The sequence below is a fragment of the Mesorhizobium sp. M8A.F.Ca.ET.181.01.1.1 genome (genome assembly GCF_004792025.1).
GTDB lineage: Bacteria > Pseudomonadota > Alphaproteobacteria > Rhizobiales > Rhizobiaceae > Mesorhizobium.
Window position 1 is genome coordinate 140261 of sequence record NZ_SRTV01000011.1, and the last position, 26184, is coordinate 166444.

The following is a 26184-nucleotide window of genomic DNA, read 5'->3' on the forward strand; positions in this document are numbered from 1 at the left end:
GCATGTCGCGCTTTAAGCCGAGCGCACGCTCGGCTTGAGCAGCACGAGGCTGCCATCCCGGCGGCCGGCACGCACCGGAGTGGGCTTGCCGTGGCCGGTCAGGTCGTCGAACGCCTCGATCGGCGCCGGCTTGCCGAGATAGTAGCCCTGGCCGATCTCACAGGCCTCGGCGTCAAGGAACTTCAACTCGCCAAGCGTCTCGACGCCTTCGGCCAGAACCGGCAGGCCAAGGCCGCGCCCCAGCCCCAGCACCGCGCGCACGATCGCCGCGACCTGGCCGTTCGTGTCGACCGCCTTGATGAAGGAGGAATCGATCTTGATCTTGTCGAAGGGGAAGGCGCGCAGGTTGGAAAGAGAGGAATAGCCGGTACCGAAATCATCCATGGCCACGCGCACGCCGAGCGACTTGGCCTGGCGCAGGGTTGCCAGCGCACGCGGCATGTCCTTCACCAGCGCGGTTTCGGTGATCTCGAGTTCGAGCCTGGTCGGGGCAAGGCCTGTCTTCAGCAAGGTCTCGTGGACCTTGCGGCTGAAATTGGGGTTGTGGAGTTGCACCGCGGAGACGTTGACTGCGACCGTCAGCGGGTTTTCCCAGCGCGCGGCTTCCTCGCAGGCCGCTTCGAGCACCCAATCCCCGATCTGGCCAATCGCGCCGCTGTCCTCGGCCACCGGAATGAAAGTTGCCGGGGAAACCTCGCCACGCTCAGGATGGCGCCAGCGGATCAGGGCCTCGAAGCCAACCATCTTGCCGCTGCTGATCTCCTTCTGGGGCTGGTAGACGAGGTAGAATTCACCGCGCACGACGGCCTGGCGCAATTCGTGCTCCATCACGCGCTTGTCGCGAGCCTCGGCGCCCATCGAGGCTTCGAAATAGCGAAACGTGTCCCTGCCTTCGGTCTTGGCGCGATAGAGTGCCGTATCGGCATGGCTGATCAGGCTGGTCTGGTCCTCGGCATCGAGCGGATAGATCGCGATGCCGATGCTGGCCGAGACCAGCCCGCCACCGACCGCTGCCCGGTTTTCCTCACGCATGGCGGCGAGCACCGCATTGGCGATGCGGCCCGCCGCCTGCGGGTCGGGCAAATTGGGGGCTATGATGGCGAATTCGTCGCCGCCCAGGCGCGCAAGCATCTGGCCGTGGCGCAGAACGCCGGACGCGCAGCTTGCCACTTTCTGCAACATGGCATCGCCGGCGCCGTGCCCGTAGAGGTCGTTCACCTCCTTGAAGCGGTCGAGGTCGAGCAGCAAGAGCGCAAGATGCCGGCCCTTGATGTTTGCGTCGGCAGTCGCGACGCGGTTCATCGATGCGATTTCCGCGTCGAGACGGCTGGAGAAACTGCGGCGATTGGCAAGCCCCGTCAGCGGATCGAAATGGGCAAGGCGAAGGATCTCCTGCTCCGCCTTCCTGCGTTCGCGTATGTCGCGTACGGCGATGACATTGTGGGGCTTGCCGCAATAATCGATGCTCCTGGCGATCAGTTCGACGGGTATTCTCGTCCCATCGCGGCTCCTCAACTCCGCTTCCTGCGGCTGGCCCTCCAGGCTGGTCGCATCGGATGCTGCGCGTTCGTCGAAAAGTTCGCCCAATTGCATGCCGTTCAGGGCCGTAGCCGGCGCGCCGGTCAGCTTGCCCATGCTGTCATTGGCGCTGACGATGCGACTGCCATCGCAGACGATCAGGCCTTCCACGGCTGCATTGGCCAGGCCATGCATGCGGTCGACCTCGAGTTTCTGGCGACGGAAGCGCAGGTCGATCCACAACGCCGATGCCGACAGAACCAGGATCACCAGGGTGGCGGCCGCGGCCGCGAAAGCCTGCGAGGTCGGCGCGATCGTGTACTGCGATATGACAATCGAGGAATCGGGAAAGATCGAGACGGCGTCCATGCCGATGAAATGCAAGGTGCAGATAGCCAGCGTCAGCAGCACCGCGCCGGCGGATGTCGCTGACAAGGAAGGGCGGCGCAGAACGACATGCAGCGCCAGTGCCGCAAGCGTCATACCGGCCAGCAGGGAAACGGCGACAAGCATCAGGTTCCATTCGATCCGCCCCTGGACCTCGAACGCCGCCATGCCGACGTAGTGCATGGCTGCGATGCCGCCGCCCAGGATGGCGCCGCCGACGAGATGGTAATCGATCTCGTCCCGCAAGGTGGCGATCCACATGCCGGCCGCCGTCAATGCGACCGAGGCGGCGAGCGAGATCACGGAGAGCCCCGGATCGTAAGCGCTGGGGATGCCCGGCGTGAAGGCGAGCATGGCAATGAAATGCGTTGCCCAGATGCCGAACCCCGTCGAAGTCGCCGATATCATCAGCCAGACCAGCCGGTTACGGTCCGTCGAGCGGCTGATGTGGTGAAGCAGGTTTACAGCAGAGAAACAGGAAATTCCGCAGATCAGCGCTGCCAGTGCGACCAGTCGCAGATCGTGCTGGTGCACGATGCAGTTATAGACCGTCAGCATCTTATTTCCCCCTAGCCCACAGGAAATAAAAAAGAAATATGACTGATTAATGCTTGGCTGTTGAAGGATCGATAAAGTCGCCTGCAACCATAGCGTGCCTTCGTGGCGCAGGCTGGCCGCAAAGGCACCGACCGGTTCAGCCGCATCGACTTGAAGATGGCGGCTATTTCAGGCGAACGGTCACGGTCAGGGCTTCATGATCCGAGCTCGGGCTGCCGTCCGGCAACACCGCCGGAGGGACCGCCGGCGCGCTGGCCGCGAGGCCGCGTGTGAAGAACCAGTCGATGCGGCCGACCGGCATGCCGGCAGGCCGGCGCTGGGTGGGCAGGTCCATGTCGTTGGCCGCCTGCCAATCATAGCCGCGCTCGGCAAGGGCCGCGAACAGCGGCTCATGGCGCTTGCTTCACCAGCATTTCATCATCCCTTTAGCCGGATAACCATGACGGCCTTTACGTCCCTGACAGCCGCCCTAGCTACCTAAGGCGCCGGTGTGACGTTTTCATGCCGGCGCAACCGCCGAGGGGGAGGAAAGACCGGCTGTCCACAGGCCCGGGAGGCCACAACAGAACTGTCACATACCTTCTCTAAGAGAGCGGGCAAGGACTTGCGCAGACCCTTGTCAACAGTCATTCAAGAGGGAAGAAATCATGACGATCATCAAGCGGGGCCTCGCTGCCCTTGCCGCAGGCGTGCTCAGCACGGCGGTGGCGGTTCCTGCCTTCGCGGAACCGGTAAAATTCGATTTCTGGTTCGGCCTTTCTGGCGATCTTGCCCGCGTCGTCGATACGCTGTGCAAGAACTTCAACGCCTCGCAGAAGGATTATGAAGTCACCTGCACCAGCCAGGGCAATTACGACGCGACGCTGCAGAACACCATCGCCGCCTTCCGCGCCGGAAAGCAGCCCGCCGTCGTCCAGGTCTACGACGTCGGCACCGCCACCATGATGCTGTCGGGCGCCTACAAGCCCGCCGACAAGCTGATGGAAGAAAACGGCTACAAGATCGACTACGCCGACTATTTCCCCGGCATCGCCCGCTACTACGCGACGTCGAAGGGCGAGATGCTGTCCTTTCCGTTCAATTCCTCGACCCCGCTGATGTACTGGAACAAGGATGCTTTCGCCAAGATCGGCAAGACCGAAGCGCCCAAGACATGGGAAGATGTCGCCACCGATCTCCAGGCCTTGAAGGACGCCGGCTATGAATGCCCGATGGCGATCAACATCTCGGCCAATGAAAGCTGGCAGCTGATGGAGCAGTTCTCGGCGCTGCACAACCAGCCGATCGCCACCAAGAACAATGGCTATGACGGTCTCGATGCCCGTCTGGAAGTCAACAAGACCAAGTTCGTCCAGTACGTCACCGATCTGAAGAAGTGGTATGACGCCGGCCTGATCAAGATCAAGTCGAAGGATCTCGGCCAGGACATGGTGCAGGCCTTCGCCACCGGCACCTGCCAGGTCATTCTGACTTCGGTCGGCGACCACGGCACGGTCGGCCGCACGCAGAAGGAAGGCATGAAGTGGGATGTCGCCGAACTGCCGGTCTATGCCGGCACCGAGCGCAAGAACTCGCTCGTCGGCGGCGCTTCGCTGTGGGTGCTGTCCGGCAAGTCGGACGCGGAATACAAGGGCGCGGCCGCCTTCCTCAACTTCATCCATGACCCCAAGACCGCTTTGTTCTGGTCGACCAACACCGGCTACATCCCGGTGACCAAGTCGGGCTTCGAATACCTGAAGTCGCAAGGGTTCTACGACAAGGCGCCCTACAAGGGCCGCGAAGTCGCGATCGCCAGCCTGACCGCGTCGGAGCCGACCGAGATCACCCGTGGCGTGCGCCTGGGCAACTTCACCCAGATCCGCGCCGAGTTCGGCACGCAGATGCAGGCGATCTTCGCCAACAAGGTCAGCGTCCAGGAGGGTCTCGACACGCTGGTCAAGAATGGCGACGCCATCCTCGACCGCTTCCAGCAGACCTATCCGGGCAAGACGCTGCCCTGATCCGCTGAAATGCACTGGCCGTCCGGCGACTCCGTTGAGCATGATCGCGAAACCGTTCTCCACTTTCCGGGATCATGCTTGGGTCGACGGGCGGCCATTTCGTTATTAGTCTCACCTTGCACCAAGCGAGCCGCTTGAGCGGCGTCGGCGGACCGATGGAAAAACGCGTCACTTTCAGCAGATGGACGATCGGTATCCTGTTCGCGGTGCCGCAGCTGTTCCTGATCTTCACCTTCTTCTACTGGCCGGCCGGCCAGGCGGTATACTGGTCGCTGACGCTGCAGCAGCCTTGGGGCGGCGGCAACATCTGGGTCGGCCTCGACAATTTCCGCTCGATCCTGTCCAACGCCGATTACTGGAACTCGATCACCGCCAGCCTGATTTTCGCGGCCATCAGCACCGGCCTGGCGATGTTCATCGCGCTGGTGTTGGCCGCCTTGACCGACCGGCAGCTTGCCGGCTCGTGGCTGTATCGCGTGGTGCTCATCTGGCCCTACGGCATCGCCGCGCCAGCGCTGGCGCTGGCATTTCGGTTCATCCTGGCGCCGGAAGCCGGCTTCATGGCCGTCGTCAACCAGGTCTGGCCCGGCTTCTGGGATCCCGGCCTCGACGGCGCTGATGCCATGGCCTCGATCATCGTCGCCTTTTCCTGGAAATATGTCGGCTACAACTTCATCTTCTTCCTCGCGGCCTTCCAGGCAATCCCGCGATCCCTGATCGAGGCGGCGGCGATGGACGGCTCCGGTGTCCTCAGGCGCTTCTGGGACATCCAGTTCCCGCTGATCACGCCGACCATCTTCTTCCTGCTCGTCATCAATATCACCGAGAGCTTCCAGGACTCCTTCGGCATCGTCGACATCATGACATCAGGCGGACCGGCGAACGCCACCAACCTGATGGTCTACAAGATCTACTCGGACGGCTTCAAAGGCCTCGACTATTCGGGCGCGGCCGCGCAGAGCATTATCCTGATGGTGCTGATCGTCGCCCTCACCATTGTCCAGTTCCGCTTCATTGAGCGGCGCGTGCACTACAGGTGAGATGATCATGGTCGAACGCACCCCGTTCCTCAATTTCTTCACGCATCTGATCCTGTTCGTCGGCTTCGTTTTCTGTGTCGCGCCGTTCGCCATCGTGGCGATCGCCGCGTCGCACAATCTCAAGGACGTCAACGATGTGCCGATGTCGCTGTTGCCGGGCAGTGACTTCTGGGTCAACATCAAGACGGCCTGGGTGACGGCCGATCTCGGCCCCAAGCTGCTCAACAGCTTCATCATGGCGTTCGGCGTCGCGGCGGGCAAAGTGATCATCTCGGCGCTCACCGCCTTCTCGATCGTGTACTTCCGCTATCCTGGCCGCATGCTGATCTTCTGGCTGATCTTCATCACGCTGATGCTGCCGCTCGAAGTGCGCATCGTGCCGACCTACGCCGTGGTCGCCAACGTGCTCGAGCCCTATCAGACGATCCTGGACCTGACCGGGCTGTCCTGGCTGATCGAGAAAGTATCGGGCGTGCGGGTTGCACTGAGCCTGGGGCTGCTCAATTCCTATAGCGGCCTGATCCTGCCGCTGGTCGCCACCGCGACCGGAACGTTCCTCTACCGGCAGTTCTTCCTGACCGTGCCGGACGAGTTGACCGAGGCCGCGCGCATGGACGGTGCCGGGCCGCTGCGGTTCTTCATCGACGTGCTGCTGCCGCTGTCGCGCAACAATATGGCCGCGCTCGGCACCATCATGTTCCTGTGGGCCTGGAACCAGTATCTGTGGCCGCTGCTCATCACCACCGACCAGTCGCATGCGATGGCGGTGACCGAGCTCAAGCAGCTGATCCCCAATGTCGGTGGCGCCCCGGAATGGCACATCGCCATGGCCGGAACGCTCATCATCATGCTGCCGCCGATGATTGTCGTGGTGTTGATGCAGCGCTGGTTCGTGCGCGGCCTGATCGCCACCGAGAAATAACAGGGAGACAGAAGAATGGCCTCCATCGCAATACGCGGCGTCAAGAAGAATTATGCCAAGACGCAGGTCGTGCATGGCGTCGACCTCGACTTCGCATCGGGCGAGTTCGTCGTCATCCTGGGGCCGTCCGGCTGCGGCAAGTCCACGCTGCTCAGGATGATCGCCGGGCTGGAGGAGATTTCCGACGGCACGATCGCCATCGACGGCACGGTGGTCAACAAGCTCGAACCACGCGAGCGCGGCTGCGCCATGGTGTTCCAGAATTACGCACTCTATCCGCATATGAGCGTGGCCCAGAACATCGGCTATTCGCTGAAGGTATCAGGTGTTCCCTCGGCCGAGCGCAACCAGCGGATTCAGGCGGTGGCCCGCACGCTGGAACTTGAACAGCTGCTCGACCGCAAGCCGATGGCGCTATCGGGCGGCCAGAGGCAGCGCGTCGCCATGGGCCGCGCCATGATCCGCGAGCCGAAAGTCTTCCTGTTCGACGAACCGCTGTCCAATCTCGACGCCAAGCTGCGCGTTCAGATGCGCTCGGAAATCCGCAAACTGCATCGCCGGCTGAACGCCACCTCCGTCTTCGTCACCCACGATCAGGTCGAGGCGATGACGCTGGCCGACCGGCTGGTGGTGATGAATGGCGGACGGGTCGAACAGGTCGGCACGCCAGGTGAGATCTACACCCGCCCGGCCAGCCGCTTCGTCGCCACCTTCGTCGGCGCGCCGGCCATGAACATTCTTGAAGGCACCGTCGAACTCGACGGGCTGTCGCTGCTCGGCGGCAGCCGGCGCCTGGCCATGGCTCGCGCCGGCCTGCCGGTCGGTACGAAGGTGGCGATGGGCATCCGGCCGGAAACCGTCCGGCTGGTGGCGCCGGGAACGCCGGGCGCGCTCGATGCCACTGTCGACCTAGTCGAGGAACTGGGTGCGGGGCGGGTGATCTATGTCGACCTCGACGGCGCGCCGTTCTCGGTGATGACCTCGGAGGCCGTTCATCCCGAACCCGGCAGCACCGTCGGCCTGAAGATCTCGCCAGACGACATGCACTTCTTCTCGTCGGAGACAGGGACCCGCCTGGATGTCTTCAAGGCTTCGGTACCCGAGCCGGCGCTTTGATTTCCCAAACGCGCTCAGCCAAGAGACGCACATGAAAATCATCCAGGTCACGGACGTGCATCTTGGCCGGCGAGGTGAGCGCCGCTATGGGGCGGACCTGCATCAGCGGCTGGATCAGTGCATCGCGCACATCAATGCGCATCATCCCGACGCCGCGCTTTGCGTCTTCACCGGCGACCTGACGGAGACCGGTGCGCCGCAAAGCTATGCCGATCTGCGCGTTGCGCTTGGCACGCTGTCGATGCCGTACAGGCTGCTGCCGGGCAACCATGATAGGCGGGCCAGCCTCGTCGCCGCGTTTCCCGAAATTCCGGTCGACGAAAACGGTTTCGTGCAGTCGGTCCATGATACCGGCAACGAAGTGCTGTTGTTTCTCGACTGCCTGGCGGAAGGACGCATCGAGGGCGAACTGTGCGACGGCCGGCTTGCCTGGCTCGAAGCCCGGCTGGAACAATCAGGCGGCAGGCCAGCCTACGTTTTCCTGCATCATCCGCCGGTCGCGCTCGGCCTGCCGCAGCTCGATCCGCTGGCGCTCGAACAGCCCGAGCGGTTGCTCGGCCTGCTGCGGGGCCATGGCAACGTTCGCCACATCTTCTTCGGCCATGTCCATCGCGACATTGCCGGCACCGTGGCCGGAATTCCGTTCTCGGCGCAGCGCGGCCTGCATGCCCGGTTCGAGCTTGCCCTCGACCGATCGAGCGAGATCGTCGAACAGGCGCCGCCGTCCTACGCCGTCATCCTCGTCGACAGCGCCAACCAGTGGGTGGTGGTGCACGGTTGCGATTTTCTCGAGCAATGGCCGATCTATTCAGCGGAAACCGGCGAACGCATCACGGCGTGAGCTGGCCACTTCGCTTGGGTTCAGCGCCTTCAGCCGTCGCTCTCAAGTGAAGACATGCGCCTTGCCCGATACGGTCAGCCGTACGATCTCGCCGACCGCTGGTGCGTCCATGCCGGATTTGCGCAGGATCAGCGGCGTGCCGCCGATGGCGGCGGCGTCCGGCGGATCGGAATTGTTCAGAAGCCGAACCGCGACCGTGCATGTCGAGCCGGCGAACTCCGATTCCGTCACCTCGCCGAACAGCATGTCCGATGTGCCCGACATGCCCTCGCGCGAGGTGCGTTTCAGCCCGATCTGTTCCGGCCGCAGCATGATGCGGACGATATCGCGGCTGTCCGGCGTGTCGACCGCGATGCGGCCGAGCGGGGAGCTGGCGAAGCCGCCCGAGACGCTGGCCGGCAGGATGATGGCATCGCCGAGGAACTCGGCGATCATCCTGTCCTTCGGCTTGAGATAGAGTTCGCGCGGCGTGCCGACCTGGGAAAATTTTCCATCGCGCATCACCGCCACCTGGCTGGCGAAGGACAGCGCCTCGGCCTGGTCGTGCGTCACCAGGATGGTGGTGATGCCGGCCGCCTCCAGAAGTTCGGCCACGGCCTTGCGCATCGAGGCGCGCAGGCCGGTGTCGAGGGCCGAGAACGGCTCGTCGAGCAGCATCAGCCGCGGCTTCATCGCCATGGCGCGGGCCAGCGCCACGCGCTGCTGCTGACCACCGGAGAGTTCGTGCGGGCGGCGTTTCAGGATCGCCTTGTCCAGTCCAACGATATAGGCAAGTTCGACGATGCGCTCGGCGCGCTTGTCGTCGTCCCGGCCCATGCCGAAGCCGATATTGTCCGAGATGGTCAGATGCGGGAACAGGGCGCCGTCTTGCGCCACCACGCCAATGCCGCGGCGATGCGCCGGAACGGCAGCGCCGCCATTGGCCAGCACCTGCCCGTCGAGCACGATGCGGCCCTGATCCGGCGCCTCGAAGCCGGCGATCAGCCGCAGCAGGGTCGTCTTGCCGCAGCCGGAAGGTCCTACGATCGCCGTGCGGCTGCCGCTGGCGACATTCAGGTCGACGCCGGCCAGTGCGGCGACCGGGCCGTAATGCTTGTGCAGATTGCGGAGTTCAAGAAAGCTCATCGTCCGGCCATCCGCTTCGACTGGACATAGAGCAGCCAGGTCAGGGGCAGCGACATCGCCACCATGATGAAGGCGTAAGGGGCGGCCGAGGCGTAGTCGATCTCGCTGCTGTAGGACCAGAACGCCATCGCCAGCGTGCGGGTGCCGTTCGGCGCCAGCATCTGGGTCGCGGTCAACTCGTTCATGATGCCGAGCGCCACCAGCGCCATGCCGGCCGCGGCACCCGGCGCCGACAGGCGGATTGTCGTCGACCACAGCGCGTTGAGCGGCCGCCGGCCAAGGCTCGACGCGGCGCGCTCGAGCTCGACCGGTGCCTGGGCGATCGAGGCGCGCAGGCTGACCAGGGCACGCGGCAGGAACATCAAGGCATATGCGACCAGGATGGTGAACAGGGTCTGGTAGAGCGGCAGGGCGATGCGCACGGTGATGGTGACCAGCGCCAGCGCAATGACGACACCCGGCAGCGAGCCGACAATGTAGTTGCATCCCTCCATAAGGCGCTGCAGCGGTCCCGGCGCGCGGATCGAGATCCAGGCCATCGGCATCGCCGCGACAGTGGCAAGCAGCGCCCCGGCAAGGGACAGGAACAGCGTCTGGCCGAGTGCCAGTCCAATCTCGTCGAGACGCCAGACATCGGCGCCGCCGGCGAGGAGCCAGCGCCCGATGGTGACGAACGGCACGCCAAGCGCCAGCAGCGTGGTGACGAGGAGCAAGGCAAGGCTCGGGATGGTGGCGCGGCCTAGGCCGATGCGTTGCTGATACCGCGCAGCACCCGAGCCGACACGGGCATAACGTTCCTCGCCGCGCACCAGCACTTCGAGACCGAGCAGCACGAAACAGCAGGTCACCAGCACGCCGGCCAGCATGTTGGCGGCCGGGCCGTTGAAGGTCGACTGGAACTGGTCGACGATCGCGGTGGTGAAGGTGTCGAAGCGGATGAAGACGTAGAGGCCATATTCGGCCAGCAGATGCAGTCCGACCAGCAGCGAGCCGCCGCATATTGCGAGCCTGAGCTGCGGCAACACGACACGCCAGAACACGCGCCAGGGTCCGAGACCAAGCGCCGCCGCGGCATCCTCCAGGGCAGGATCGAGGCGGCGCAGCGCCGCCGATACCGGCAGGTAAAGGAAGGGAAAATAGGCGATGACGGAGACCAGCACGCCCGCCCACAGGCCGTGCAGCCCCGGCACCATGGTGATCCAGGCATAGGAGTGGACGAAAGCGGGGATGGCGAGCGGCGCCACGCAGAGCCAGGCCCAGAGCCGGGCGCCGGGCAGGTCGCTGCGTTCGGTCAGCCAGGCCAGCGTCACCGACAAGGTGATGGCGATCGGCACGGCCAGCAGCACCAGCAGGCCGGTGTTGACCAGCAGTTCGCCGACACGTGGCCTGAAGATCAGCGCCGAGACGGTCTCCCAGCCGGTCTGCACCGCGATCCCTATGATGAAAGCGAGCGGCAGCAGCGCCAGCAGGGAGACAGATATGGCGGCGGCGACAAGCCAGGGCGCCGCCCGCCGTTGCGCCCGCCGGCGCATCTTGGGCGGCAGGCCCGGGCGCGCGAGATGGACCGCGGACTGCATCAGCTCACACGCCGCGCCATTGCCGCCCGGCGGCGGCAATTGAAGGACCACGGTCGCGGTCGAATAAGCAACGTGTCGTCATCGACGAATGCAATCTCGAAAAACAAAACGCTCCCGCGGAAAGAGAGTCCGCGGGAGCACGGTCTGACGTTCTTATTAGGACGAACGCCAACTAAAGCAAGCCGGCTGCCGTCATCAGGTCGGTGACCTTCTTGGAGTTGAGCGTCGTGGCGTCGACCTTCGGCGCCTGCAGGTCGGCCAGGGGCACCAGCTTCGGATTGGACTGGGCGTCCTTGCCGACCGCATATTCGAAGGAGGTTCCGTTCTTTAGCACGTCCTGGCCACCCTTGCCGGTCACCCATTTCAGGAAGGCCTGGGCTTCCTTCTGGTGCTTGCTCGAGGCGAGCACGCCGCCCCCGGAGACCGACACGAAAGCGCCCGGATCCTGGTTCTTGAAATAGTGCAGCGCGACGTTCTTGGAGTTTTCGCCGGTCTTGGCCTGATCGCCAAAGTAGTAATAGTGGTAGATCACGCCGCCTTCGATCTCGCCGGCATTGACCGCCTTCATCACCGTGCTGTTGCCCTTGTAGGCGGTGAAATTCTCCTTCATCGCCTTCAGCCAGTCGGCCGTGGCGGCCTCGCCCTTGAGTTGCAGCAGCGCGCTGACGATGGCCTGGAAATCGGCGCCGGAAGGCGAAGCCGCCCAGCGGCCTTTCCAGCTCGGATCGGCGAGATCGAGCATCGACTTGGGCAACTGATCAGCCTTGAGCTTGGTCGTGTTGTAGGCAAAAACGGTGCTGCGCGCGGCCACGCCCACCCATTTGCCGCTGGCCGCCTGATAGTCCCGCGGGACCTGAGCCAGCGTGTCGGCATCGACCGGCGCGAACAGGCCGGCATTCTCCACCAGCGCCATGGCCGGCGAATTCTCCGTCAAAAACACGTCGGCGGGCGAGGCGGCGCCTTCGGAGACGATCTGGTTGGAGAAGTCGCTGTCGCCGCCGTTTCGCAAGGTGACCTTGATGCCGGTTTCCTTGGTGAACCCTTCGGCCCATTCCTTGGTCAGGCTTTCATGCTGGGCATTATAGACGATGATGCCGGCATCTTCGGCCGTTGCCGGACCGGCGGCCAGGCTGATTGCAAGCACCGCTACGCTGGCCAGGGCAAGAAGGGGGGATTTCATAAGGTACTCCTCGGGTTGCCCGCACTGCGGGTGCGTCCGAGTATCAATTCATGAATAGGTTAGTCAAGATTGAAAGCCAATCGGCATCATCACGGTTTCGCGTGTCGGACGCATTTGACATCACCCGATATGCGGTGCCGGTGGCTGCTCCTGCGGAATGCAGCCATCGACCATGGGATGAATGGTCCAGCGCTGATCCAGGCCCTGCTGTGTTCGTTTGGTCTCCGGATCGAACGCGTCGTTCAGCATGGCGCACCAGGTTCTGCGCAGGTTCTCGCAGCGTGTCCTGAATGCCGTGCTGCCAAGCCCGTCACGCATATCCTGCGCGGTGAGGTCGGTGGCCTCGCCCGGCGGTTTGGGCGGGACTGTGCCCATGTCGGGAAAGTCCGGGTTCCACTGAAGATAGTGTTTTGCGTCGACACCGGCGGCCGCATCGAATTTGACCACCGCCATCAGCGGATGAAACTCGTGCCAGCCCTGGTGATAGCCGTCATAGACATGTTCGCCGAGGACGGCGACATGATCGCCCATCCTGATGGGGCCGAGCGCCTTGTCGCCGACATTGGCGTCCTCGACATTGCCGGGGTTCCAGTTGAACAGCCCCTGCAGGACCGGCTTGACCCCGCCGAAGTAGGACGCCGCGCCGCCGATCGCGCCGCCAATGGCCGCCCCGAGCAATCCTCCCAGGAACGAGCCGATGGCGCAGCCCAGCGCACCCAGGAAAAACGACCCTATGGCGCAGCCGACGGCCGCCCCGACACCGGCGCCGGCGGCCGCCGCGGCCGCCGTGACGACCAGAGCCGCCGTCAGCAGGATGACGATGGCCGGCGCCCATTGGCGCATCTTGATCCAGAAGTCGCCCTCGGCCTCGCAGTGCAGGCCCCAGCGGGCATGGTCGTCGGTGGGTGCGTAGCCGAGGTCGGTCTTAAGATCATCGCGCGGCAACAGCAGCTCATGACCCTGAAAGCCGTCATTGAGAATGTCGTTGGCCGGATGGGCCGCGATGCTGGCGGCGAATTCCGCGACGACGCTGCCGTCGGCATTGTAGCGATTGGCGGCCGCCAAAGCCGCCTCGTTGGTCTCGGCGTTGAGGATCTCGGCCGTCGGATGCGGCATCAGGATGACGTCGAAATACTGGTCGTTGTCGAAGGCGCCGAGATCGCTGCGGAACGGATTGTAGGAGACGATGCCGACCGCGCATTTCGGATTGTCCTTGTCGAGGCAGACCAGGCGATGGTTGAGCCATTCCCCGGCGGCCTTGTCGATCGTGGCGGTGGCGGACGCCAGAAATGCGATTGCCGCGGCAAGTGCCGCACCGACCGGCCCCAGCAGCAACCCGAAGGCGGCTGCCAGCCCGGTGATAACGATGATCTGCAGCGCCTGGCCGGCGAGGAAAGCCAGCCGGTCGTCCTCGTTGTAGGGCTTGCCACCGGCGGGATAGAGGAAGCAGCTCGTATAGTGCCTGTAGGCCATCGGAACGTTCAGCCTTTCGTGGCGGTGAGCGTCACACCGCCGGTCATGGTGCGCGATCCGCTTTCGCCAATCGTGAACACATGGACATTGAAGGTCTTCGAGCCACGGAAGGCGGCGTCCTTCGCTTCGATCTCGACGGCGATCTCGGTGATCTGGCGCGGCTGCAGTGAAAGCGTTCTTGGAACGATCCTGACCGACCAGTCGTCCGGGATGGGAAACCGGCCATAGGCCTGGTCCTCGAGGGCCCTGGCCCAGCGTGCCTTGCTCTCGGCGAGCCGCGGCTGCGGGGTGTCGGTGCTCTCGCCCCGACCTTGGCCGCGTGGCGGGGCACATGGCTGCAGCTTCGGCAGGCCGTAGCAGTCCGCCTCGATCTGGAAACGCCGGACGACCGAGGCCTCGTTGCGTACGCTGAAGACGAACCTTGCCGGTGAGCGCATCTCGGCAATGTTGACGTTCTTCTGGCCTAGGTTGTTGCCGGGGTTGGCGTCATCGCCCCAGGAGAGCTGTGCCTGCAGGCAATAGTGGCCGCTGGTGGCGGGCGTGGTCCAACTGAACTCGGCATAGGCAGGGCAATCGATCGTGCCCTTGGCCCCGAGATTGACGGCGGTGCTGGCGATCGGACGGGAAACGGTCTGTGCGCCGAAGGACAGGTAGGACAGCGCCACTCCGACGCCGATGGCCGGGGCGTCGTAAGACCCGTTCCAGACACGCACGCGAACGCGATATGTGTGTGCTGGCTGGAGCGCGCCGGTGACTGGCGCGGCGCCGTCGAAAATGTCGATGTCGGGATTGTCCCAGGTGACCGCGAGGCCCTGCGCCATCAGATAGTACTGGGCATAAAGAAGAGGATCGGCGCGCTTGTAGATGTCGGGCGGCAGCTGGATACAGCAATCGTTCTGCGCCGGGCTTGGCAGCCGCTGGCCCTTGGCCAGCCGGCATAGCAGCATGCGGATCGTCGCAAACAGCACTTTCAGCCCGGTGGCAAGACGCTTCCAGAATTCGGCGGCGAACAACAGCAGGGCCGCGGTTCTGATGTGGTTGACCAGAGATCCTGCCATGTCGTGTTTCCCACGCTGAGAGGACGCAACGGTAATGTTTTTCCTGGCGGACGTGTCCCCGCCGATTTTCCAGCGGCTATTTCTTCAGTGATCTCTGTCTCCGGTAGAAGTAGATGGCGGCGACAAGGACCATGGCCGCAATGACAAGGCTGCCCTCGAAAGTTCCCGAGCCATTGTCCGGAGAAAATCCAAAAATGCGTTCAATGAAATCCATTTCGGCCGCCCTCCGATCCTTTGACGCTACAGAAGGGTTTACCCTACGTCAACAAAGCTTGGTCCGTGCTGTCCTCGCCCCTGGACTGGAAACCAGAGAACCCATCCGGGAATTTCGCGGACCATCCCGCAAACTTTCGTGATTTGCCGGTAGTTTGGCTTGGACATTATTTCGCGGGCCACGTAACAAATCAGTGCCGAGGCGCGAAGATCGGGGAGTGAACTCTTGTGAGCGGCAAAGACGAGGCCGAGCTTTCCCGGCTGATGCGGGCCGCGATCGCGGGAGATGAAAAGGCCTATGCCGACTTTCTCCACCGGATTGCCGCGCTCATCCGCGGCTTTGTCAGGCGCAAGATCGTGCAGGGCGGGGTCGATCCCGAGGACGTCGTGCAGGAAACCTTGCTGGCAATTCATGTGAAGCGACACACCTGGCGCCAGGACGCGCCGGTCCTGCCTTGGGTCTATGCGATTGCCCGTTTCAAGCTGATCGACGCGTTCCGGCGGCGCGGACGGCGCATCGAGATCGATGTCGACGACATCGCCGAGACTTTTGCCGAGCCGGAGACCGATACGGTCAGCGAACGCGACATCAACCGGGCGCTCGACGGCCTGCCGCCGGCACAGCGTTCCGTGGTTTCGGCCGTGTCCGTGGAGGGTCGCTCGATCGGCGAGACGGCGGCGAAGTTCGGCATCAGCGAGACGGCGGTGCGTGTATCGCTGCATCGGGGACTTGCCGCCATAGCCAAGCGATTCGGACAGGGGCGGTTCGGACGGGAATGACATGAAGACCGACGATCTCATCAAGGCGCTCGACGCCGATGCCCGCAGCAAGGCGATGCCGTTGCGCCTGGCTTGGTGGCTGGCGGCCGGCGCGGCCGTCGTCGTCGCGGCCGCTGTTTTCATGATGACGATCGGGCCGCGCCCCGACTTCATGGTTGCCGCGCACACGATGCGCTTCCTGTCCAAGTTTGTTTTCACCATCGTGCTCGCCATCAGCGCCTTCGCCCTGATCCGAGCCCTGTCGACTCCGGGTGCGGCGACAGGCCGGGCAATGGCGGCGATGATCGCCGCGCCGCTGCTGGTCGCGGTGGCCGTGGTGCTGGAGCTCTTCATGGTACCGCAGGCGCTGTGGGGCACGCGCATGATCGGTTCGAACATGATGATCTGCATGACCTTCATCCCGCTGATCGGCATCGGTCCGCTGGCCATCTTCCTGTGGATGCTGCGCTATGGCGCGCCGACACGGCCGGTGCTTGCCGGCGCGGCCGCGGGGCTGCTTGCCGGCGGGCTGGCGGCGACTTTCTATGCGGCGCACTGCTTCGACGATTCGCCGCTTTTCGTTGCCACCTGGTACACGATCGCCATCGCGGCCCTTGCCTTGCTTGGCGCGCTCGGCGGTCGGTTTTTCGTGCGTTGGTAGCAGGATACCGCGCCCAGACCCCGTGAATACCGATCCTTAATCATGCCGGCAATTGTTTGCCGGTTGTCCATATCGCCGATGCCCCGGACGCAACCTTTCCTTAAAATCGATCCTTCAGGGTTTCGATGGAAAAAAAGCGATTGCCCACGGGGGTGGCATAAATCGTGACATTGCGAAGTATCATCGGGCCGGGACGGTACAAGCATGCAGCGCTGGCGCTGCTTGTGGCCGGTCTTGCCGTGGTGGCCGCCTCGCTTGTGCCGTCAAGGCTGGACCTCGGCGCGGAAGCACTCAGACTTTGCCTTCAAATATCGGTCGCCGTGACGGTCTGCGCGCTTTTCCTGGCATATCTGTTCATCGGTCGAATCTCGGAGGATCGACGGCAGATCACGGAGAGCGAGCAGCGGTTCCGCCGGGCCATGGAGGACTCGGCCATCGGCATCGCCATCGTCAGCCTCGACGGGCGTATTCTCCAGACCAACCCCGCCTTCGCCACCATGCTTGGCTACAGCCGCGAGGAAATCGAGGCGTTGACCTTCTTCCAGATCACGCATCCCGACGATCTGCAGATCGGACGCGAAACGATGGCCGGCCTGAGGGCGGGCACCGTCGATACTTTCCACTTCGAGAAGCGTTATCTCAAGAAGGACGGTACACCCGTCTGGGCTAATCTTGCCGGCTCCGTCATTCGCGATGGGAGGAGTGGGCGCCCGCTTTATCTCGTCTCGCAGATCGAGGATATCGACGCGCGCAAGCAGGCCGAAGCGCGCATCACCGAGGCCGAAACGCGGTGGAACTTCGCGCTCGCCGGCGCCGGTCAAGGTGTCTGGGATTTCGACATGCGCAAGGGGGGCACGACCTATTCCGCCACCTGGGTCAAGATGCTGGGCTATGGGGATGGCGAGCTCGATGGCGACCCCGACCGCTGGCTGACGATGATCCATCCAGACGACCGCGCCACGGTCGCGGAGGCCGATCGCGCCCATCTCGACGGCCAGACGGAATTCTTCGAGGCCGAGTTCAGGATGCGCCACAAGGACGGCCGCTGGATCTGGATCCTCGACCGTGGCAAGGCAATCGAGCGCGATGCCGACGGACAGCTGGTCAGAGCGATCGGCAGCTTGACCGACATCACCTTGCGCAAGCAGGCCGAAGAACGGCTCATCGTCGCGGCGGCGATGCTGGCCGACGAGAAGGAGCGGCTTAAGGTGACGCTGCAATCGATCGGCGATGCGGTCATCTGCACCGATGCCGCGAACCGCGTCACCTTCATGAATCCGGTGGCCGAAAAGCTGACCGGCGTTTCCAGCGACGACGCGCTGGGCAAGACGCTGAGCCATGTCTACTGGGCTGTCGACGAGGAGACGGGCCACAGGATCGGCATGACGCGGCCGGCGACAGGCGAAGAGGCGCGCTCCGACCAGAACAGCCGCGCGGTCCTCATCCGTCGCGACGACACACGCTGCAGCATCCGCCAGGTCGTGTCGCCGATCATCAACGAACGCAACGAATTCGGCGGTCTGGTGATCGTCTTCCAGGATTTCACCGATGCGCGCGCCCTGCAGCGCCAGCTTGCCCATGCCGCCGCCCATGATGCGCTGACCGGGCTTGCCAACCGCTCGACCTTCATCCGCGCCATGGAGGGACTGGTCGATCAGGCACGCAAGGACGGCACGACGGCTGGGGGCCACCATCAGTTCATGTTCATCGACCTTGACCATTTCAAGCTGGTCAACGACACGGGCGGTCACGCGGCGGGAGACGCCCTGCTGAAGCGGGTCGCCGAGGCGGTGCGCGGCGTGCTTGGTCCTGAAGACATCGTCGCGCGCCTGGGCGGCGACGAATTCGCTGTCATCCTGAAGTCGGGTTCCGCACCCGGCGCGAGGATCGCGGCGCGCTCCATCATCGATGCGATAGCCGGCCTGAACTTCAGCTGGGATGGCCGGCCCCACGCGATCGGCGCCAGCATCGGGCTGACGGCGATCTGCGCCAATTGCGGCGAAGTCGACGAGATCATCGCAAGGGCCGACGCCGCCTGCTATGCGGCCAAGGCGGCCGGGCGCGGATGCGTTTCCGTGGCGCCGGACGGCAAGATCGGCGACGACAGGTCAGAACCGCCCAAGCCGCTCGCCGCGGCCTCGTGAGCGGACGCGTCAGCGTGTCGGAACGGGGTGCTCGCCGCGATAGTCGTAGAAGCCGCGTCCGGTCTTGCGGCCGAGCCAACCGGCCTCGACATATTTGACCAGCAGCGGGCAGGGGCGATACTTCGAATCCGACAGGCCGTCATGCAGCACCTGCATGATCGACAGGCAGGTGTCGAGGCCGATGAAATCGGCAAGCTGCAGCGGTCCCATCGGATGGTTGGCGCCGAGCCGCATGGCGGTGTCGATGGCATCGACCGATCCGACGCCCTCATAGAGGGTGTAGATCGCCTCGTTGATCATCGGCAGAAGGATGCGGTTGACGATGAAGGCCGGGAAATCCTCCGAGACCGTGATCGTCTTGTCGAGCTGCTTCACATAGGTCTTCGCCGCCTCGAAGGTCTGGTCCTCGGTGGCGATACCGCGCACCAGTTCGACCAGCTTCATCAGCGGAACCGGGTTCATGAAATGAATGCCGATGAAGCGCTCCGGCCGGTCGGTCTGCGCGGCTAGCCTTGTGATCGAAATCGACGAGGTGTTGGTCGCCAGGATCGCTTCGGGGTTGAGCTGCGGGCAGAGCTGCGCATAGATCTTGCGCTTGACGGTTTCGTCCTCGGTCGCTGCCTCGATCACCAGATCGGCGCCGGCAAGATCGGCCATCGCCGGTGCCGACGCGATGCGTGCCATGGCCTGGTTGCGGAGTTTCTCGTCGAGCTTGCCGGACCCCACCTGACGGGCCATGTTGCCGCTGATGGTGGCGATGCCCTTCTCGATACGGTCGGGCGATATATCGTAGATCAGCACCTTGTAGCCCGAAAGCGCGGAGACGTGGGCGATGCCGCCACCCATCTGGCCCGCACCAATGATGCCGATCGTCTCGATCTTGCTCATTACCCGATCCCGTCCGGAGCGTTTTTCGCCACAATCGCGAACCGCCCCATCTCTTTGTTTTCCCGCAATTCCCGGCGCAAAAACCCCTGCGCACTGCCGCTGGAATTGCTCTCAGCCTTGTGGCCTGCTTATTGTGCGGTGCAAACTAAAAGGGTGGGGCGACTTCGTCTACCCCACCCCTCGTAATTTAATACGGTTGCGCGGAAGCGTCAAAGCGCCTTCTGCAACTCCGGCAGGATGACGAAGAGATCGCCGACGAGGCCGTAGTCGGCAACCTGGAAGATCGGCGCTTCCTCGTCCTTGTTGATGGCGACGATGACCTTGCTATCCTTCATGCCGGCGAGGTGCTGAATGGCGCCGGAGATGCCGACCGCAATGTAGAGATCGGGGGCGACGACCTTGCCGGTCTGGCCGACCTGCCAGTCGTTCGGCGCATAGCCTGCATCGACGGCGGCGCGGGAAGCACCAACGGCGGCGCCGAGCTTGTCGGCGACCGGCAGGATGACTTCCTGGAATTTTTCCGAGGAACCGAGCGCGCGGCCGCCAGAGATGATGATCTTGGCCGAGGTCAGCTCCGGACGATCGGTCTCCGACAGCTTGTTCTCGACGAAGGTCGAGAGGCCGGGATTGGCCGCCGCATGAACCGTCTCGACCGAAGCAGAACCACCCTCGGGTGCCGCCTGGAAGGAAGCGGTGCGCACGGTGATCACCTTCTTTGCATCGGTCGACTGTACCGTCTGGATGGCGTTACCGGCGTAGATCGGCCGCTTGAAGGTGTCAGGCGACACCACTTCGATGATCTCGGAAACCTGCGCAACATCGAGCAGGGCCGCGACGCGCGGCGCGATGTTCTTGCCAGCGGACGTCGCCGGCGCGATGATCGTGTCGTAAGCGCCAGCCAGCGAGACGACCAGTGCCGCCGTCGGCTCGGCCAGGCGCTCGGCGAGTTCGTCGGCCTCGGCGAGCAGCACCTTGCCGACGCCCTTCAGTTTCGCGGCTGCATCGGCAGCGGCCTTGGCGCCTTTGCCGGCCACCAGCACATGAACGTCCGAGCCGATTTGCAGGGCGGCCGAAAGCGCCTTGGCGGTCTGGTCGGAAAGGGTGGCGTTGTCGTGTTCGGCGATGAGGAGAATTGCCATTTTATCTGTTCCTTTCCCGATCGCTTACAAAACGCCGGCTTCGTTCTTGAGCTTGTCGACCAGCTCGGCGACGCTCTTGACCTTGACGCCGGCCTTGCGGCCACCCGGCTCCTCGGTCTTGATGACCTTCAGGCGCGGCTTGACGTCGGCGCCGTAGTCGGCCGGGCTCTTCTCGTCCAGCGGCTTCTTCTTGGCCTTCATGATGTTGGGCAGCGAGGCATAGCGCGGCTGGTTGAGGCGAAGGTCGGCGGTGACGATCACCGGCAGCTTCAGCTCCACCGTCTGCAAGCCGCCGTCGACCTCCCGCGTCACCTTGGCCTTGTCGCCTTCGAGCACGACCTTGGAGGCGAACGTGCCCTGGGCCCAGCCAAGCAGGGCGGCCAGCATCTGGCCGGTCTGGTTGGAATCGTCGTCGATCGCCTGCTTGCCGAGAATGACAAGGCCTGGCTTCTCCGCATCGACCACGCCCTTCAGCACCTTGGCGACACCGAGCGGCTCGGTCTGCTCGTCGGTCTTGACCAGGATGGCGCGGTCGGCGCCCATGGCGAGCGCGGTGCGCAGTGTTTCCTGCGCCTGCTGCGGGCCGATCGACACGACGATGATCTCCTCGGCCTTGCCGGCTTCCTTGATCCGGATCGCTTCCTCGACCGCGATCTCGTCGAACGGGTTCATCGCCATCTTGACGTTGGCGAGTTCCACAGCCGAACCATCGGCCTTCACGCGAACCTTCACATTCGCGTCCACAACCCGCTTCACGGGCACAAGGATCTTCATTTGCCTGTCACCTCTTCACGCTAGTTGGGCGCGCTATAGCAGCCTGCGCCCGTTCTGAGTTGTCGAAAGCCGACATTCCTGACTGAATTCCGGCCAGACGGAATTCTGGCCGGATGGAAATTCTGGTCTTTGCCCGCCTTGGGCTGCGACGGAGACGTTTCCGTAATTGTGGCGACCCTTGCCGTCAATACGCTGGAAGCTGCTCAAATCGGTTCAGTTTGGGCCAGAAGGGTTTCCCCGGCCCCAGCGCGCCGTGGTGGCGGACGTTTGGGGCGTCGCTGGTTCGCCAACGGCCGGCGGCTGTTCGGGGGTCGGAGCCACGGCATCCTCGTCGGCGGGGGCAAATAGCGGCACGCCGCGACTGCGCAGGACCAGCACCAGGACCGCGCCGGCAATGATGCCGCCGATGTGGCACGCCCAGGAGATCCGATCCTCGCCGCCGGCCGCGAACATGACGACCTGGAACGCCACCCACAGTATGAGCGGGATGAAGGCTGGAATGCGCAAAGGGATGCGGGCAAAGGCAAGCACCCACACCTTCACCCTGGGATAGAGGATCAGGTAGGCGACGACCACGCCGGCAATGGCGCCCGAGGCGCCGATCAGCGGCACTTGTGAATCCCAGGCGATGAGCCCCTGGAAAGCGGCTCCGGCGATGGCGCACAGGAAATAGAAGATCAGGTATCTGATATGGCCGAGCGCGTCCTCGACATTGTCGCCGAACACCCAAAGGAACAGCATGTTGCCGCCGAGATGGAAAATGTCGGCGTGCAGGAAGGAGTAGGTGAGGTAGCTCAGGCTCTCGGGGATGATGACAAAGCGGGGGTCGAGTTCGGCCGTGTCGTGAACGACGGAGGGGATGAAGCCGAGGCCAAGCACGGCGGCATTGGTGAAGTCCTTGCCGCCGAGCGCCGTGGCGCAATAGATCACGGCGTTGGCGACGATCAGCCCGATCGTTACATATTGCAGCCTGATATGGCGCAGCCTGTTGGTGTCGTAAAGCGGGATGAACATCGGTCGTCGGCCCCTCCCGCCCTCCGGTCCGTTTCAGCGGTTCTTGCCGGGAACCCATAGCACGTCGGCATTTCCATTGTCATTGACCACCCGAGCGGCGACAAACAGGAAATCCGAGACGCGGTTGATGTACTTCAGCCCGTCGCGATTGACGTGTTCGGCCGGGTCCTGCGCCAGGGCCACCATCAGCCGCTCGGCTCGCCTGGCCACGGTGCGGGCGAGATGGAGGGCGGCCGCCGCCGGCGTGCCGCCGTTCAGCACGAAGGATTTCAGCGGCTGGAGGTCTTTGTTGAGGAGGTCGATGTCGTGCTCGACACGGTCGGTCTGGGCGGCAACGATGCGCAGCGGCTCGTAGCCGAGCGGCTTGCCGTCATCAGGCACGGCGAGGTCGGCGCCGAGGTCGAAAAGGTCGTTCTGGATGCGGCCAAGCATGGCGTCGATCGCCTGATGGCTCTGTGCGGTATGCACGCGGGCCATGCCGATACAGGCATTGGCTTCGTCGACCGTGCCATAGGCGTCCACCCGCAGATCGGATTTCAGCCGCCGTTCGCCAGTGCCGAGGCCGGTTGTGCCGTCGTCTCCGGTGCGGGTGTAGATCTTGTTGAGCTTGACCACATCGCCTCCGAAAGGCCCTTACTTGCGGGTGAAATACACGGCCAGCAGGATCAGCGCCAGCGCCACGGCCTGCAGCAGAACGCGGGCCTGCATCAGCTTGTTGGACGTCACGCCGGAGCCGCCGCGCATCATGTTGATGAGGCCCCTGATCAGCACGACCACCACGGCGGCCATGACCAGAATGGCAAGGATGTTGAAGACGGTGGCCATTTTTTGCGTTTCCAGTTCTCTGCTTGTTCAGGCGCGCCTGGCAAGCAGGCGGTGGAGCATTGGGGCCGGCAGGATGCGTTTGAGCACGGCCCCGATCCTGGCCGACATTGTTACCACATAGTGTGGGCGCGGGTGCCGCGACAGAAGTGCATGGCGAAGCGCCTTGTGGACCACTTCCGGCCCGGGCTTCAGGGCCGATTGGCTGCCGCCGGCGCGCATGCGCTCCAGCTGCGCGGCATAGTCGGCGCGATGCACGGAATTCTCGTGATCGATATTCCTGAGGAACCAGGGCAAGCCATTGCTGGCGATCTTCGATTTCACCGGCCCCGGCTCGATCAGCGAGACATGGATGCCGCTGCCGGTTAGTTCCTGGCGCTGGCAGAGCATCAAGGCTTCCAAGGCGTGCTTGGATGCCGAATAGGCGCCACGGAAGCGCACCGGCACGAGACCCAGGATCGACGAGCAATGGACGAGGCGGCCGTGGCCCTGGCGGCGCATCACCGGAACCAGACGGCGGGTCAGGTCGTGCCAGCCGAAGAAATTGGCCTCGAACTGCTCTTTGAGCGCCGCAACGGACAGATCCTCGACGGCGCCGGCCTGGGCGTAAGCGCCGTTGTTGAACAGGGCATCGAGCTTGCCGCCGGTGCGCTCGAGTACGGCCGATGCCAGGGCGGCGATGGATCCCGGTTCCGTGTAGTCGAGATAGAAAGCCTCAATTCCGTCCGCTTCGAGCGCGGCGATGTCTTGCGGCTTGCGCGCCGTCGCGAACACCCGCCAGCCCTCGGCCTTCAATGCGCGGGCGCAATAGGCGCCTATGCCGGAAGACGCACCGGTGACGATGATGGTGCGCAACTCTGCCGCTGGAGAATTCGGAGTTTGACGAAGGGTTGCCATTTGCCGCATTCCCTTCCCATATTCGCGGCGTCGAGACAATCGAAGGGAGCGCGCGTTCTTGCTGCGGAATATTGTCGCCCTGCGTCGCGTGCTCTACGACGCGCTCGGCCATTTCAACACCGATGACGGCTGGGCGATGGCCAGCCATCTGGCGATCACCTCGCTGATGGCGCTGTTTCCGTTCCTGATCTTCGCCACGACGCTGGGCAGCTTCCTCGGCGCCCAGGCGTTCGCCGACACGGCGGTGCATCTGGTCTTCGACACATGGCCCGAGCAGATCGCCAAACCGATCGCGCATGAAGTGCTCAACGTGCTGACCGTCAGGCGCAGCGACCTGTTGACCTATGGCGTGCTGCTTGCCGCCTATTTCGCCTCGAACGGCATCGAGGCGCTGCGCACGTCGCTCAATCGCGCTTATCGGGTCACCGAGACGCGCGGCATCATCTACCGCCGGGTGCAGAGCATCTTCTTCGTGCTGATCGCGACCGCCGGGTTCCTGGCGATCAGCGTGCTCCTGGTGTTCGCGCCCCTGCTGGCGCGGTTGGCGGAGGCCCATTTCGAGTGGATCAAACCCTATACGGGCACGATCACGCTGTGGCGTTACGTCATTGCCTCGACCGTCATCATCGGCGGACTTTTCGCCGTTCACTACTGGCTGCCGGCCGGCAAGCGCCGTTTCGTCTCGCTGGTGCCGGGCATCATCTTCACGCTGGCGGCATGGCTTATCGGCTCGACGATGTTTGCCACCTATCTCGACCATTTCTCGTCCTATGTGACGACCTATGCCGGTCTCGCCTCGATCATGATCGCGGTGGTTTTCCTCTACATCGTCTCGGCGATCTTCATCCTCGGCGGCGAGCTCAACGCCGCGATCAGCCGCTATCTGGAGGCGCGTGCCCGGGTGGGTTGACCGGCGGAATTGAAGAACGGAGGAATTGAAGGAATGAGGAATTGAGGAGTTGAAGAACTGAGGAATTGGAGAAAAAGGCGCCATATCCGGCGCCGTGCACTTCTTCTTCAATTCTTCAATTCTTCAATTCTTCAATTCCTCAGTTCTGCAATTCCTCCCCTGGCCGGTCGCGCCGTTGCCAGGCCCACGCCAAAGGTGGTGATCGCCATGCCGGCGATTTGAAGTGCGTTGAGCTGTTCGTTGAACAGAGCCCAGGCGATGATGGCCGTCACCGCCGGCACAAGGTAGAACAACGACGCCACTTTCGACATCTCACCGTCGCGGATCATCACCATCAACAGGAAGATTGCGCCGAGCGACAGCACCAGCACCAACCAGGCCATGGCGAAGATCAGTTCGCCGTTGATGACGACGGCGTGCGTTTCGAAGGCGAGCGCGGCCACGATCATCAGCGAGGCGCCGCCGATATATTGCCACATGGTGGCCGCGACGAGGTCGCCGCCGGAGGCAAAGCGCTTCTGCCAGATGGTTCCGGCGCTCATGCCGAGCACCGAGACCAGCGAGGCAGTCAGCGTCGCCACCGTTACGCCGCCGCCGAGCGCGCCGAGTTTTGGCCACAGCACAATGACGATGCCGACCAGGCCGATGCCAAGGCCAAGCCAGTGGCGCGGCAGGATGGCCTCGCCCAGGAACTTGCCGGCAAGCACCGCAGTGATCAGCGGCTGCAAGCCGACGATAAGGGCCGAAAATCCGGCGGGCATACCCCTGTGGATGGTCCAGAAGACGGCGCCGAGATAGACGCCATGCATCAGCACGCCGGCACCGGTGGCATGCAGCGCCTCCTCGCGGCTGGCTCGCTTCGAGCCCAGCACAAGCATCAGCACTGCCAGCAGGATGGCGGCTATGACGAAACGCGCCGCGAGGAAGGTGAATGGCTCCGCCCACGGCATGGCGTAGCGGGCGCCGATGAAGCCGGTTGCCCACAAGACAACGAAGGTGGCGGGGATGAACCGCTTGATGCTGTGCATTTTTCCGGAGACCGCCGTACTGGTGAGAATTGACCGTGGCGATGCTCTAACCCTGTTCAACCTGGCGCGCAAAACCAAACCGTTGATCCATACATCACCGGAATTCAACGGGTGAAGGGCTCAAAAAGGTGTCTCCCAAG

Annotated in this window: 24 protein-coding genes; 9 read left to right on the forward strand and 15 right to left on the reverse strand. The window is 63.6% G+C overall.

All coding sequences use genetic code 11. The annotated features are described in order from the left end of the window. Positions 1 to 12 precede the first annotated feature (12 nt). Both EN824_RS29540 and EN824_RS29545 read right to left on the reverse strand, forming a co-directional pair. Entirely contained in the window at positions 13 to 2463 is a 2451-nt protein-coding gene (locus EN824_RS29540; RefSeq protein WP_135932999.1) for an EAL domain-containing protein, read from the reverse strand. 163 nt (positions 2464 to 2626) lie between these two features. Continuing rightward, positions 2627 to 2797, reverse strand: a complete 171-nt coding sequence (locus tag EN824_RS29545) for a hypothetical protein (protein WP_245521040.1) — start codon at positions 2795 to 2797, stop codon at positions 2627 to 2629. Positions 2798 to 3110: 313 nt separating this feature from the next. Between EN824_RS29545 and EN824_RS29550 the strand changes: the two genes are divergently transcribed. From EN824_RS29550 to EN824_RS29570, 5 genes are all read left to right on the forward strand, one after another. Then, entirely contained in the window at positions 3111 to 4463 is a 1353-nt protein-coding gene (locus tag EN824_RS29550; RefSeq protein ID WP_127872231.1) for an extracellular solute-binding protein, read from the forward strand. Between the two features lie 155 nt (positions 4464 to 4618). Then, positions 4619 to 5503, forward strand: a complete 885-nt coding sequence (locus EN824_RS29555) for a sugar ABC transporter permease (protein ID WP_127279190.1) — start codon at positions 4619 to 4621, stop codon at positions 5501 to 5503. Between the two features lie 7 nt (positions 5504 to 5510). Next, complete coding sequence (locus tag EN824_RS29560) at positions 5511 to 6425, forward strand: ABC transporter permease subunit (protein ID WP_135920199.1); 915 nt, start codon at positions 5511 to 5513, stop codon at positions 6423 to 6425. Positions 6426 to 6440: 15 nt separating this feature from the next. Then, on the forward strand, positions 6441 to 7541 hold the full coding sequence (locus tag EN824_RS29565; protein ID WP_135933000.1) for a sn-glycerol-3-phosphate import ATP-binding protein UgpC: 1101 nt from the start codon (positions 6441 to 6443) through the stop codon (positions 7539 to 7541). 31 nt (positions 7542 to 7572) lie between these two features. Then, on the forward strand, positions 7573 to 8382 hold the full coding sequence (locus tag EN824_RS29570; RefSeq protein ID WP_135929442.1) for a phosphodiesterase: 810 nt from the start codon (positions 7573 to 7575) through the stop codon (positions 8380 to 8382). 42 nt (positions 8383 to 8424) lie between these two features. On the opposite strand, the gene EN824_RS29575 is transcribed toward EN824_RS29570, so the two are convergent. The 5 genes from EN824_RS29575 to EN824_RS29595 all read right to left on the reverse strand — a co-directional run bounded on the left by EN824_RS29575 (position 8425) and on the right by EN824_RS29595 (position 14795). Further along, a complete protein-coding gene (locus tag EN824_RS29575; protein WP_135929441.1) occupies positions 8425 to 9507 on the reverse strand; it encodes an ABC transporter ATP-binding protein in 1083 nt (360 codons plus the stop codon). Next, the gene (locus tag EN824_RS29580; RefSeq protein WP_189521864.1) at positions 9504 to 11084 is read right to left on the reverse strand and encodes an iron ABC transporter permease; all 1581 of its coding nucleotides are present in this window, start codon (positions 11082 to 11084) and stop codon (positions 9504 to 9506) included. The genes EN824_RS29575 and EN824_RS29580 overlap by 4 nt, the downstream gene beginning before the upstream one ends. Positions 11085 to 11256: 172 nt before the next feature. Then, a complete protein-coding gene (locus tag EN824_RS29585) occupies positions 11257 to 12264 on the reverse strand; it encodes an iron ABC transporter substrate-binding protein (RefSeq protein ID WP_135933002.1) in 1008 nt (335 codons plus the stop codon). 120 nt (positions 12265 to 12384) lie between these two features. Then, a complete protein-coding gene (locus EN824_RS29590; RefSeq protein ID WP_127280288.1) occupies positions 12385 to 13737 on the reverse strand; it encodes a hypothetical protein in 1353 nt (450 codons plus the stop codon). Between the two features lie 8 nt (positions 13738 to 13745). Then, a complete protein-coding gene (locus EN824_RS29595) occupies positions 13746 to 14795 on the reverse strand; it encodes a hypothetical protein (RefSeq protein ID WP_127872234.1) in 1050 nt (349 codons plus the stop codon). Positions 14796 to 15236: 441 nt separating this feature from the next. On the opposite strand from EN824_RS29595, the gene EN824_RS29600 reads away from it, so the two are divergent. From EN824_RS29600 to EN824_RS29610, 3 genes are all read left to right on the forward strand, one after another. Next, on the forward strand, positions 15237 to 15788 hold the full coding sequence (locus tag EN824_RS29600) for a sigma-70 family RNA polymerase sigma factor (RefSeq protein ID WP_127280286.1): 552 nt from the start codon (positions 15237 to 15239) through the stop codon (positions 15786 to 15788). Between the two features lies 1 nt (position 15789). Beyond that, positions 15790 to 16428: an NrsF family protein gene (locus tag EN824_RS29605; protein WP_127872235.1), complete on the forward strand. Its 639-nt coding sequence runs from the start codon at positions 15790 to 15792 to the stop codon at positions 16426 to 16428. Between the two features lie 164 nt (positions 16429 to 16592). After that, a complete protein-coding gene (locus tag EN824_RS29610) occupies positions 16593 to 18572 on the forward strand; it encodes a PAS domain S-box protein (protein WP_135933003.1) in 1980 nt (659 codons plus the stop codon). A 9-nt stretch (positions 18573 to 18581) separates the two neighbouring features. On the opposite strand, the gene EN824_RS29615 is transcribed toward EN824_RS29610, so the two are convergent. The 7 genes from EN824_RS29615 to EN824_RS29645 form a co-directional block, all read right to left on the reverse strand. Beyond that, complete coding sequence (locus tag EN824_RS29615; protein ID WP_013892834.1) at positions 18582 to 19460, reverse strand: 3-hydroxybutyryl-CoA dehydrogenase; 879 nt, start codon at positions 19458 to 19460, stop codon at positions 18582 to 18584. Positions 19461 to 19669: 209 nt separating this feature from the next. Beyond that, complete coding sequence (locus EN824_RS29620) at positions 19670 to 20599, reverse strand: electron transfer flavoprotein subunit alpha/FixB family protein (protein ID WP_135929434.1); 930 nt, start codon at positions 20597 to 20599, stop codon at positions 19670 to 19672. A 24-nt stretch (positions 20600 to 20623) separates the two neighbouring features. Next, complete coding sequence (locus EN824_RS29625; protein ID WP_127872238.1) at positions 20624 to 21373, reverse strand: electron transfer flavoprotein subunit beta/FixA family protein; 750 nt, start codon at positions 21371 to 21373, stop codon at positions 20624 to 20626. 213 nt (positions 21374 to 21586) lie between these two features. Further along, complete coding sequence (locus tag EN824_RS29630) at positions 21587 to 22387, reverse strand: rhomboid family intramembrane serine protease (protein WP_135883466.1); 801 nt, start codon at positions 22385 to 22387, stop codon at positions 21587 to 21589. Positions 22388 to 22420: 33 nt separating this feature from the next. Then, on the reverse strand, positions 22421 to 23002 hold the full coding sequence (locus EN824_RS29635; protein ID WP_127277871.1) for a cob(I)yrinic acid a,c-diamide adenosyltransferase: 582 nt from the start codon (positions 23000 to 23002) through the stop codon (positions 22421 to 22423). A gap of 18 nt (positions 23003 to 23020) precedes the next feature. Beyond that, complete coding sequence (locus tag EN824_RS29640; RefSeq protein WP_127277870.1) at positions 23021 to 23212, reverse strand: twin transmembrane helix small protein; 192 nt, start codon at positions 23210 to 23212, stop codon at positions 23021 to 23023. 27 nt (positions 23213 to 23239) lie between these two features. Beyond that, positions 23240 to 24106, reverse strand: a complete 867-nt coding sequence (locus EN824_RS29645; RefSeq protein WP_127872240.1) for an SDR family oxidoreductase — start codon at positions 24104 to 24106, stop codon at positions 23240 to 23242. A 58-nt stretch (positions 24107 to 24164) separates the two neighbouring features. On the opposite strand from EN824_RS29645, the gene EN824_RS29650 reads away from it, so the two are divergent. Further along, positions 24165 to 25016, forward strand: a complete 852-nt coding sequence (locus EN824_RS29650; protein ID WP_127277868.1) for a YihY/virulence factor BrkB family protein — start codon at positions 24165 to 24167, stop codon at positions 25014 to 25016. A gap of 131 nt (positions 25017 to 25147) precedes the next feature. Here EN824_RS29650 and EN824_RS29655 read toward each other — a convergent pair whose 3' ends face one another. After that, positions 25148 to 26044 (reverse strand): DMT family transporter, encoded by an 897-nt coding sequence (locus EN824_RS29655; RefSeq protein WP_135933004.1) that lies wholly within the window; start codon positions 26042 to 26044, stop codon positions 25148 to 25150. Between the last annotated feature and the right edge of the window lie 140 nt (positions 26045 to 26184).

Excerpts from the sequence above, each read along its gene's own strand:
- EN824_RS29540 (WP_135932999.1), bottom strand. The coding sequence starts at position 2,463 with ATGCTGACGGTCTATAACTGCATCGTGCACCAGCACGATCTGCGACTG.
- EN824_RS29545 (WP_245521040.1), bottom strand. The coding sequence starts at position 2,797 with ATGGACCTGCCCACCCAGCGCCGGCCTGCCGGCATGCCGGTCGGCCGC.
- EN824_RS29550 (WP_127872231.1), top strand. The coding sequence starts at position 3,111 with ATGACGATCATCAAGCGGGGCCTCGCTGCCCTTGCCGCAGGCGTGCTC.
- EN824_RS29555 (WP_127279190.1), top strand. The coding sequence starts at position 4,619 with ATGGAAAAACGCGTCACTTTCAGCAGATGGACGATCGGTATCCTGTTC.
- EN824_RS29560 (WP_135920199.1), top strand. The coding sequence starts at position 5,511 with ATGGTCGAACGCACCCCGTTCCTCAATTTCTTCACGCATCTGATCCTG.
- EN824_RS29565 (WP_135933000.1), top strand. The coding sequence starts at position 6,441 with ATGGCCTCCATCGCAATACGCGGCGTCAAGAAGAATTATGCCAAGACG.
- EN824_RS29570 (WP_135929442.1), top strand. The coding sequence starts at position 7,573 with ATGAAAATCATCCAGGTCACGGACGTGCATCTTGGCCGGCGAGGTGAG.
- EN824_RS29575 (WP_135929441.1), bottom strand. The coding sequence starts at position 9,507 with ATGAGCTTTCTTGAACTCCGCAATCTGCACAAGCATTACGGCCCGGTC.
- EN824_RS29580 (WP_189521864.1), bottom strand. The coding sequence starts at position 11,084 with ATGCAGTCCGCGGTCCATCTCGCGCGCCCGGGCCTGCCGCCCAAGATG.
- EN824_RS29585 (WP_135933002.1), bottom strand. The coding sequence starts at position 12,264 with ATGAAATCCCCCCTTCTTGCCCTGGCCAGCGTAGCGGTGCTTGCAATC.
- EN824_RS29590 (WP_127280288.1), bottom strand. The coding sequence starts at position 13,737 with ATGGCCTACAGGCACTATACGAGCTGCTTCCTCTATCCCGCCGGTGGC.
- EN824_RS29595 (WP_127872234.1), bottom strand. The coding sequence starts at position 14,795 with ATGGCAGGATCTCTGGTCAACCACATCAGAACCGCGGCCCTGCTGTTG.
- EN824_RS29605 (WP_127872235.1), top strand. The coding sequence starts at position 15,790 with ATGAAGACCGACGATCTCATCAAGGCGCTCGACGCCGATGCCCGCAGC.
- EN824_RS29615 (WP_013892834.1), bottom strand. The coding sequence starts at position 19,460 with ATGAGCAAGATCGAGACGATCGGCATCATTGGTGCGGGCCAGATGGGT.
- EN824_RS29620 (WP_135929434.1), bottom strand. The coding sequence starts at position 20,599 with ATGGCAATTCTCCTCATCGCCGAACACGACAACGCCACCCTTTCCGAC.
- EN824_RS29625 (WP_127872238.1), bottom strand. The coding sequence starts at position 21,373 with ATGAAGATCCTTGTGCCCGTGAAGCGGGTTGTGGACGCGAATGTGAAG.
- EN824_RS29630 (WP_135883466.1), bottom strand. The coding sequence starts at position 22,387 with ATGTTCATCCCGCTTTACGACACCAACAGGCTGCGCCATATCAGGCTG.
- EN824_RS29640 (WP_127277870.1), bottom strand. The coding sequence starts at position 23,212 with ATGGCCACCGTCTTCAACATCCTTGCCATTCTGGTCATGGCCGCCGTG.
- EN824_RS29645 (WP_127872240.1), bottom strand. The coding sequence starts at position 24,106 with ATGGCAACCCTTCGTCAAACTCCGAATTCTCCAGCGGCAGAGTTGCGC.
- EN824_RS29655 (WP_135933004.1), bottom strand. The coding sequence starts at position 26,044 with ATGCACAGCATCAAGCGGTTCATCCCCGCCACCTTCGTTGTCTTGTGG.